Consider the following 9,214-nt stretch of genomic DNA (forward strand, 5'->3'; position numbering starts at 1 on the left):
GTAGGAGGAATAAAAATGAAAAAGGTAGAATTATTAGCACCCGCAGGGGATTTAGAGAGATTAAAAGTTGCAATTATGTATGGAGCAGATGCAGTATATTTAGGAGGACAAATATTTGGTCTAAGAGCTGCGGCTAAAAATTTTAGCTATGAAGATTTAACAGAAGGAGTACGCTTTGCACATGAAAGGGGAGTAAAGGTATATGTTACAGCTAATATTATTCCTCATAACGAAGATTTAGAAGGATTCCCAGAGTATTTAGAACAAATCTATAAAATAGGAGTAGATGCCGTAATTGTTTCAGATCCAGGTACATTTTCCATAGTAAAAGAAACGGTTCCTAACATGGAAGTTCATATAAGTACACAAGCAAATAATACAAATCACATGACTGCGAAATTTTGGGGAAGTCTTGGAGCTAGTAGAGTTGTATTAGCTCGTGAGCTTAACTTCAATGAGATTAAAGAAATTAGAGACAATATACCAGAAGATCTTGAACTTGAAGCATTCGTTCATGGTGCTATGTGTATGTCATATTCTGGTAGATGCTTACTTAGCAATTATATGGCAAATCGTGATGCTAATAGAGGCGAATGTGCTCAGCCATGCAGATGGAAATACAATTTAGTTGAAGAAAAAAGACCAGGAGAATATATACAAGTAATCGAAGATGAAAAGGGAACATACTTTATGAACTCTAAAGACCTATGTATGATTGAATATATTCCAGAAATAATTGAATCAGGTATAACAAGCTTAAAGATTGAAGGCCGAATGAAAACTACTTACTATGTAGCTATGGTTGTTAAGGCATATAGAGCGGCAATAGATAGCTATTATGATAATCCTAACAATTGGGAGTTTAATCCTAAGTGGATGGAAGAGTTAAAAAAGGCAAGTCACAGAGACTTTACGACAGGATTTTATTTGAATAAACCAGGATACACTGAGCACCATTATGATAATACATCATATGTAAGAGACTACAGTTTTATCGGCATTGTTAAAGATTATGATGAAACAAATAAAATTGCAACAATAGAGCAGAGAAATCGATTCTTCCTAGGTGATCAAATCGAAATTACCGGGCCTAAAGAAGATGTAGCTATGACTATTACAGAAATGTGGGATGAAGATATGAATCCAATTGATGTAGCACCTCATCCACAACAGATTATAAAAATTAGAGTAGAACTACCTGTAGCAGAAAACTATATTTTACGAAAAGAAATAAAGGCTGGGGAGAATGAGTAAATGAGTAGTAGACCTATTTTGATTGGTATTATTGGTGGAACTGGTTCTGGAAAAAGTACAGTTGCTAGGGCTATTTTCCAAAGTTTACCAGAAAAAAATATAGCAATTATTCAACAAGATTCATATTATAAAGATCAAAGTCATTTAACTTTCGAAGAAAGAACAAAAACAAATTATGACCATCCACTAGCTTTTGATGCCACTTTATTGAAACAACACTTAAGTGAGTTATTAAATAATAACTCTATTCAAAAGCCTATTTATGACTTTGAACAGCATACAAGAAAAAAAGAAACAGAAACAATATATCCTAAGGATATAATTATTTTAGAGGGTATTATGATCTTGGATGACTCAGAGTTAAGGAAGATGCTGGATATTAAAATCTTTGTAGATACAGATGCAGATGTTCGTATTATTAGAAGGATATTGCGAGATATGAGAGAACGTGGGAGAACGTTAGAATCTGTAATAGATCAATATCTAACAACTGTAAGACCAGCGCATTTGCAATTTGTTGAACCTAATAAAAAATATGCAGATGTAATTATTCCAGAGGGTGGATACAATCAAGTAGCTATTGATATAATGGTAGCTAAAATTAAATCAATTATTGAAAATAAACAAAAACTAAATTCAAATAGAGTTAAGAATAACTAGGTATTAAATAAAAGATAGTATAAGTATAACCCCCTATACGATTGGTGATAATATTTAAAAAAGTATAGGGGGATTTCTATGTCAAGAATAAAACGTAAAAAAAATGAATGCAGCGTGGTTAACATAAAAAGATTATTGTTTATCAGAGGCATGTCCTTTTGTATTTTTATAGGACTAATTGTGCGTTTATTTTATATACAGGTGATAAAATATGATTTTTATAATGCAGAAGTAATTAAACAAAGACAGATTAGTATTCCAGTTGATAGTGGTAGGGGATTAATACTCGATAGAAACTTTATTCCTTTAACTGATAGAATAGAGCAAAAGGTAGCAATTATTTTTCCTCAACATTTTGTTGCAAACGCAAGTAACGTTTTATTTTTACAGGAGATTACAGGTAAAGAATATGAGGAACTATTTAATAAAGTGAAAAATTCTAAATATACTTTAGAGTTCTCAGTAAAAGATGATCTAAACTGGAATGATAGAAGATTTATAAATACTAAGGGACTATTTATTGTTAATAAAAGAATACGCCACGATAGTAATGGATTTTTAAATCATGTAATTGGATACATAAACCAGGTAGATCTTAGAGGGATGTCAGGTATTGAAGGGGCGATGGATGGAGTGCTCAGTGGAAATACAGGTAAATCTTTAATAGCGACATTAGATGGGCGAAAAAAATTTCTGCCTGGAGAAGGATATGTGGTAGCTAGTACCAATAATAAAAGCCAAAATCTTAGGTTAACCATTGATTATCACATACAGAAAATAGCTGAAGAAGTTATAGACGAAAGTAGTATGCCAGGTTCAGTTATAGTTTCAGATATACAAACTGGTGAAATACTAGGTATGGTAAGTAGACCTAACTTTGATTCTGGCAACATATCATATCATCTTAAAAGCAGAGGGGATGAATTATATAATAAGGCTATTCAAATGGCATTTCCACCAGGATCTATATTTAAAATAGTAGTAGCTATAGAAGCATTAAGGCAGAATCCTCTATATGCAGATGAAATATTTGAATGTTTAGGTTATGAGTCTGTAGGGGAAATAGAGATTAAATGTTCATCCTATGATAAAGGGGGACATGGACAAATAACAATGGATAGAGCCTTTGCTGAGTCTTGTAACTGCGTATTTATTCAGTTGGCTCAAAGGATAGGGGCAGGAAATATTATTAATATGGCAGAACAGTTGGGTTTTAATAACATAGTAGATATAGGCTTAATGGAAGAAAATTCAGGGAATCTTCCTAGTGGAAATGATTTATTAGGACCAGCCTATGGAAATATAGCTATCGGTCAAGGACAAATATTAGCAACTCCACTTCAAGTTAATCAATTAACTCAGTTGATAGCAAATAATGGATTAAAGAAATCCTTATATATTATGGAAGATATTGTTGATAATGACTATGTTACTTTAAAAAAATCAAATATAGCAAAGGAGCAGCAAGTATTAGATTCAGAATTAGCTAAAAAGCTAAAGCTATGGATGGAAAAAGTAATGCTAGAAGGGAGTGGCCGCCATGTTGAAGAGTTTTCTAACATTACTGCTGGTAAAACAGGATCTGCAGAATCGGTAGAAAATGGACAAGAAGTAGTTCATGCTTGGTTTACAGGATACTATCCAACAAATACCCCTAAGTATGCCGTTACTATTTTTATACAAAATGGAAGGTCTGGAGGTGGCGTTGCAGTTCCGATTTTTAGAAAAATAGTAGAAAAAATGACGAATTTAGGATATAAATAGCAAATATGAACAAAATTTTCCTTACCAAGATTTCAAAGCTGATTTTATTGAAACTCTCTATGGCATAAAACCTCTATCTAAAGAACAGAAGTTTTATGCCATCGTTATTATAAATATAATATAGCTTATACAATTATATAAGTACATGCACATATATAGACTTCAGAACATATTATTTAAAGTGACATACTATTTAGGTTTTTAAGGGAGGAGATGATCTACATGTGGCCGATATTACTAAGTTTATTTCCCGTTACACTAAAGCCAATATTATTTTTAGTATCTTACGTTTCTAGCAGTACATCTTTTCCACAGCCATTAACACCAGAAGAAGAAGCAATGTATTTAGAACAATACGAGCAAGGTAATGAAGAAGCTAGAAATATATTAGTGGAAAGGAATTTACGGCTTGTGGCCCATATTGTAAAGAAGTATTCTAATATTGGTCGAGATATGGATGATTTGATTTCTATAGGTACTATTGGATTAATTAAAGGAATTACTACCTTTGATAGATCAAAGGGAACAAGACTTGCAACTTATGCTGCAAGGTGTATTGAAAATGCTATACACTCCTAACGGAAACATTATTCTGTTTCCCTTGGTGGAATTTGCTTTTTTTCTGAAATACTACCGAACATAATTATTTCCGCATTTTTACCATTCCAGATTATTTTATCAACTATAATTTTAAGGAACGCTCTTTTATCTTCTATATCCATTAAGTCAACACTATCATTAAAATTCGAGAGTATACCTTTCATAACATCAAGACTATTTTCTTTAGCTTGATTTTTTTCTTGTACTTCTTTAAGTCTTAGAAGTCTATCTTTAATTTGGGCAGTTTCTTTATCTAATCCTTCAATCTGATCAATAATATATTTTGCAGCTGTACTGTTTTGATTTTGTGATAGAGAACTAACTAAATTGCCTATAGATTGCCCATTATTTTTAATATTAGACTCTAGCATGGATATTTCATTTTGAATAGCATTTTGAGCTGTCTGAAGGCTAATTTTATCATTTTCAATACTATCCTGTACATCTGAATTTGACATAGCTAAATTTTTAATTCTATCAATAATCAAGTGATCAAGTTCATTACCTTTTATATTTTTAATATTACAACGAGTTCTTTTGCTTTTTTCCTTCATTTCACACATATAATAAAAAATTTGTTCACCATCTTTATTTTTTCTTCCCATTTTAGGACGCATATAACTTCCACAACTACAATAAAGAACTCCAGATAGTAAGCTGTTAGTATTTTTAACTCTCCTGTAGCCCTTAGATTTATTCTTATACAATAGATTTTGTGCTTTAATCCAGGTAGTACTTTCAATGATTCCTTTATGTGCTCCAATGGCTACTATCCACTCTGACACGTCCCTAAATCTAATAGAACTTTTACTATCTTGGTTAGTTTTATTATACGCCATTATTCCATGTTTACCGGTAAACTCACTTTCGTGAGAGTAAACTTCGTATCCATTATCTATTATGTAATCATACATAGTCTTATCTGCTACTGCGTAAACAGGATTAGCAAGAATAGATCTAATAGAGTACCTGGTAAAATCAATGTCATTTTTACTTTTAATATTATTTATAATTAGATATTGTTCAACCTTTGTTAAAGATTTAAATTCTAAATATTTATCAAATATCAATCTAACTATTTCTAATTCATTATCAACAGTGGATAGTTTAAACATTTTTCTCTCCTTTCCGGAAGGGTCCGTATAAATAATTTGCTTAGAAGAATATCCTGTAGGAGTTATTCCACCAAGCCATCTTCCGGTCTTAGCTAGTTGAAGCATATTATCCTTTATACGTTCAGCAGCAGTTTCACGTTCTAATTGTGCAAACACAGAAGATATGTATAGCATAGCTTTACCCATAGGTGTAGAAGTATCAAATTGTTCTTTAATAGACACAAAACCTACTCCATTACTTTCTAATGTTTCAAAGGTGTTAGAAAAGTCCATAACACTCCTGCTAATACGGTCCAGTCTGTAGCAAATAAGAATATCAAACTTTTTCTTTTTAGCATCTTTCATAAGTAGCTGAAATTGAGGTCTATCAGTATTTCCTCCAGAAAATCCTTCATCTTCATAAATATAAAAATCATTATCTTTTATACCAAAGTGAGTAGTAGCATAGTTTTTACATAGCTGTATCTGATTTTCAATACTATCACCTTTACCAGTAAATTTTGATTTTCTTGAATAGATTGCTACTTTCATTAAATTCACCCCTTAGATATATTATAAAGTATTTTATAAAAACAAAAAGCCCTTTAATGGGCTTCTCATATAAAAAACATATAATAAAGATTTATTTAAATAGTTTTGACATATCAGCTAAATTACCAGTTATAGCATTAGTAAAATCATTACTAGGATTTATTATCCAGTTGTTATTTTCTTTAACTAAATCTATTTTAACTGTTTTCTTTACCATAGGCATATCATCACTATTTACTTTATCCAAAAGCATTGTATTCATTAAATCATCCATATTATCTTCAGATTTATCTTCTTTAAATGCAGCTGCAAAGGCTAAAGGCAATGCTTCTTGAATTAGTTCAGTCATAATTTTACCTAAGTTAGGGGCATTTATTTCAGTTTCTACTGTGGCAGTATCACCATTTACTTTTGAACTTAATATCTTATAATCCAGTTTACTATATGCCTTTAAAAATGCTTCCTCATTCATTTGATTTTCATTATTGAATACCTCTTTTACTTGGTCTTCGGAATCAGACTTTACATATTTATTCATTTCTTCTATATTGCCAGATTTTAATGCATCTAAATATCCACTAACACTAGCTTTTGGGTCTGACTTTGCACAGGCAGTCATACTAAAAACTAATACAATAATAAGTAATACAGATAAAAACTTCTTCATAAAAATACATTCCTTTCGATTTAAAATGTTATGCTAAATTTTACTATATTAATACTAGCTACATTATATATAGATACTCTTGAAAAAAATATCAAACTTTGTCGAACGAAAAAATGTTTATATTATAAATAAAAAAACCCACCTACCAGTAAAAATTCCACCTGCAGTTACGAATGCACATCTTGTACCTAGCAAACTTTCTGTATAATGGTTAAACGGTATATCCAAATAAGTAATTGTATTAGACATAGTATCGACCTCCTTCCTAATATAAATTTCTAGAGGAAGCGAGAGGAACCTTTAAAACCGAAAGATAAATATCGATAAGAGTATAGCTAATAAAAAATGCTGAAATTTTCAGAGATAATTATAGCTTAATTCTTGAATAGGACAAAATGCACAAAACATAAGATTTATTATTAAGGGGGTGGCAAAATGGCGAAGGGGCCTACTATAAGCATAACAGTAAAAGGACTAGAGACAAAAGAAGATAGAGAGTATTTTAGTAAAAAGTGTGCTGAATTTTGGATGGAGATTATATCTAAAAAAATTAGTGAGTTGCCAATAAGCCACGAAAGCAAAGTAGAATTTGCCAAAGAGATAGTTGATGAAATACATAAAAAATCAAGGAAGATTTAAGTTACCATGAAAAGAAGGTTCAACCAACCTACAGACAAAGTAAAATTTACATGTTAATATGGTGGTGTAAGAAAAACTAGATAGTTCTCCCTTTAGAGATTGTGAAAAAATCCTATTAGGTGTGAAACATAATAGGACTTTTATGTTGGATAATATTATTTATTTTATATACATATAAATCAAATTTGCAGTAAGATTGCATAAAAAGTAATCAAAAAGACATCAAAAAGTAACTGAAATGTAAATTAAACTTAGTATAATGGCATTATAGAAACTTATAGCTTAGAAAGAAAATGTTTCATCCCCTTTATTTAACCTCACTGGGATTTACTCGGTGGGGTTTTTTATTACTCAAAACGAGGTGAAATTATGAAATATGCAATAAATTGTTTAGCAATGGCTATTATAAAGCCAACCTAAGAATGACTTTTTTTATGTCCTTCTACTTAAATAATTCAATATTATAAGGGGATAATAAAGCTAGATTAATTTCTAGAAGGAGGTCATATTATATGGAGTTATCCCCGAGATTATATCGTATTCTTGTAAGACCAAAATGGTTTTCTAAATTCTATGTAGAGAATGTAATTAAACGCAATATTATGCATGATCATAAAAGGGTGCTTGATTTTGGATGTGGAATAGGATCTAACTGCAGTATGTTCGATTCATCAAAATACATAGGATTAGATTGTGACAAAAGAAGAATCAAAGAAGCAAAAAAATTATATCCTAAATATGAATTTGCAACTCTTGAATGTTCCACATTGCCAGTTGATGATAAATCAATAGATTATATATTAATATTTTCTGTTCTACATCATATTGACTCACAGGAACTAAAAGGCTGCCTAAAAGAATTTCATAGAGTGTTAAGACATCAAGGCCGTATACTTATAATAGAACCGTATTTTAAACCTCAAGCCGTTTTAACAAATAATTGCATGCGGTATGTCGATAGAGGTAATTATATTAGAACAGAGGAAGAATATCTTAGTATGTTTAATAATAATAAATACGAAACAAAGGTAATCAACAGGTACAGTCAGCTGGTATTTTATAATAAATTATTTTTTATAGCTAGTCCTATTTAATAAAAAATAAAAAATAAATAATAAATAATCTAATACAAGGTGGGATAGCACACTTAAAATACTAGCTATTTTGATGGCACTAGACTACATAACAGGATTAATGAAAGGTTCCAAAAATAGGAACCTAGGAAAGTGATATAGGTTTTAATGGACTAATGAAAAAAGATGCTATATTATTAGTAGTTATTCTAACACATCAAATAGATTTAACTCTAGTTGTAGAAAATCCTATTTTTAGAACTATGGCAGTTTTATTCTACACAGCAAATGAGGGTATAAGTGTAACTGAAAGCATAGCTTTATTAGGTGTGCCACTCCCTACTGGTATGTTAGATACACTAAAAAATTAAAGGATACTGAATTATGGTAGACTATGACTTTAGGTTGACAAATTACGTAATTATAGGCAAAACAGTTGCATAGTAGGTATTATGTAACTGTTTTGAAGTTATGGGGTAGATATACCCCTCTTTTTTATTTTATAGTAACACATTTCCCAATCCGTAATATACTTGTATTGAGAAAGAAGCAAAACAGTAAGCAACTTTTCTAATATAGAAAAAGAATGAAAAACATGATGAATTACAACCAACAAATTAATGTTAGCTCAGGTAAATTTTGAAAATTTTAAATAAAATTCACCAAAATATAATTACAGAATATTATGTACTAGGCAAAAGGACAATAGGATTTTAGACATCATAAAAGACTGATAGGAGGAAATAAAATTGGATAATAGAGAAGTTTTCATAAATAGAAGGGATGCAGAGTGTCATAATAATAGATTTGAAAATGCTGCAGTACACAAAAAACCTGAAAGTAAGACATCTTGCGTTGAAGTTAAAGCTGAAACTCTAGGAGATTGTGACAATAATCCAGTAAGATTAAAC

Annotated in this window: 10 protein-coding genes and 1 pseudogene; 8 read left to right on the top strand and 3 right to left on the bottom strand. The window is 30.6% G+C overall.

Going from position 1 to position 9,214, the window contains the following annotated elements:
* Positions 1–15 precede the first annotated feature (15 nt).
* From KQI88_RS16295 to KQI88_RS16310, 4 genes are all read left to right on the top strand, one after another.
* Positions 16–1,254, top strand: a complete 1,239-nt coding sequence (locus tag KQI88_RS16295) for a peptidase U32 family protein (protein ID WP_216419136.1) — start codon at positions 16–18, stop codon at positions 1,252–1,254.
* Positions 1,255–1,914, top strand: coding sequence for a uridine kinase (udk, locus tag KQI88_RS16300; RefSeq protein WP_216419138.1), 660 nt, complete (start codon positions 1,255–1,257; stop codon positions 1,912–1,914). It begins immediately after the preceding gene.
* A 78-nt stretch (positions 1,915–1,992) separates the two neighbouring features.
* On the top strand, positions 1,993–3,678 hold the full coding sequence (locus KQI88_RS16305) for a peptidoglycan D,D-transpeptidase FtsI family protein (protein ID WP_216419140.1): 1,686 nt from the start codon (positions 1,993–1,995) through the stop codon (positions 3,676–3,678).
* A gap of 222 nt (positions 3,679–3,900) precedes the next feature.
* A complete protein-coding gene (locus tag KQI88_RS16310) occupies positions 3,901–4,257 on the top strand; it encodes a sigma-70 family RNA polymerase sigma factor (RefSeq protein WP_212377759.1) in 357 nt (118 codons plus the stop codon).
* 8 nt (positions 4,258–4,265) lie between these two features.
* Here the strand turns inward: KQI88_RS16310 and KQI88_RS16315 are convergent, their stop codons facing one another.
* The 3 genes from KQI88_RS16315 to KQI88_RS18380 form a co-directional block, all read right to left on the bottom strand.
* Entirely contained in the window at positions 4,266–5,924 is a 1,659-nt protein-coding gene (locus KQI88_RS16315) for a recombinase family protein (RefSeq protein WP_216419142.1), read from the bottom strand.
* A gap of 91 nt (positions 5,925–6,015) precedes the next feature.
* Complete coding sequence (locus KQI88_RS16320) at positions 6,016–6,591, bottom strand: DUF4878 domain-containing protein (protein WP_216419144.1); 576 nt, start codon at positions 6,589–6,591, stop codon at positions 6,016–6,018.
* Positions 6,592–6,708: 117 nt separating this feature from the next.
* Positions 6,709–6,840, bottom strand: a complete 132-nt coding sequence (locus KQI88_RS18380) for a hypothetical protein (protein WP_281417636.1) — start codon at positions 6,838–6,840, stop codon at positions 6,709–6,711.
* Positions 6,841–7,026: 186 nt separating this feature from the next.
* Between KQI88_RS18380 and KQI88_RS16325 the strand changes: the two genes are divergently transcribed.
* The 4 genes and pseudogenes from KQI88_RS16325 (at position 7,027) to KQI88_RS16340 (ending at position 8,674) form a co-directional block, all read left to right on the top strand.
* Entirely contained in the window at positions 7,027–7,230 is a 204-nt protein-coding gene (locus KQI88_RS16325) for a hypothetical protein (protein ID WP_216419146.1), read from the top strand.
* A gap of 512 nt (positions 7,231–7,742) precedes the next feature.
* Complete coding sequence (locus KQI88_RS16330; RefSeq protein WP_216419147.1) at positions 7,743–8,324, top strand: class I SAM-dependent methyltransferase; 582 nt, start codon at positions 7,743–7,745, stop codon at positions 8,322–8,324.
* 49 nt (positions 8,325–8,373) lie between these two features.
* Positions 8,374–8,460: pseudogene (locus tag KQI88_RS18720) on the top strand (hypothetical protein); the annotation flags it as partial.
* A 1-nt stretch (position 8,461) separates the two neighbouring features.
* Positions 8,462–8,674 (top strand): phage holin family protein, encoded by a 213-nt coding sequence (locus tag KQI88_RS16340; protein ID WP_330656259.1) that lies wholly within the window; start codon positions 8,462–8,464, stop codon positions 8,672–8,674.
* Positions 8,675–9,214: the final 540 nt, after the last annotated feature.

The organism is Alkaliphilus flagellatus (assembly GCF_018919215.1).
GTDB lineage: Bacteria > Bacillota > Clostridia > Peptostreptococcales > Natronincolaceae > Alkaliphilus_B > Alkaliphilus_B flagellatus.

What these genes read in the sequence shown, in the direction of transcription:
- KQI88_RS16305 (WP_216419140.1), top strand. Translation starts at nt 1,993, where the DNA reads ATGTCAAGAATAAAACGTAAAAAAAATGAATGCAGCGTGGTTAACATA.
- KQI88_RS16295 (WP_216419136.1), top strand. Translation starts at nt 16, where the DNA reads ATGAAAAAGGTAGAATTATTAGCACCCGCAGGGGATTTAGAGAGATTA.
- KQI88_RS16315 (WP_216419142.1), bottom strand. Translation starts at nt 5,924, where the DNA reads ATGAAAGTAGCAATCTATTCAAGAAAATCAAAATTTACTGGTAAAGGT.
- KQI88_RS18380 (WP_281417636.1), bottom strand. Translation starts at nt 6,840, where the DNA reads ATGTCTAATACAATTACTTATTTGGATATACCGTTTAACCATTATACA.
- udk (WP_216419138.1), top strand. Translation starts at nt 1,255, where the DNA reads ATGAGTAGTAGACCTATTTTGATTGGTATTATTGGTGGAACTGGTTCT.
- KQI88_RS16310 (WP_212377759.1), top strand. Translation starts at nt 3,901, where the DNA reads ATGTGGCCGATATTACTAAGTTTATTTCCCGTTACACTAAAGCCAATA.
- KQI88_RS16320 (WP_216419144.1), bottom strand. Translation starts at nt 6,591, where the DNA reads ATGAAGAAGTTTTTATCTGTATTACTTATTATTGTATTAGTTTTTAGT.
- KQI88_RS16330 (WP_216419147.1), top strand. Translation starts at nt 7,743, where the DNA reads ATGGAGTTATCCCCGAGATTATATCGTATTCTTGTAAGACCAAAATGG.
- KQI88_RS16325 (WP_216419146.1), top strand. Translation starts at nt 7,027, where the DNA reads ATGGCGAAGGGGCCTACTATAAGCATAACAGTAAAAGGACTAGAGACA.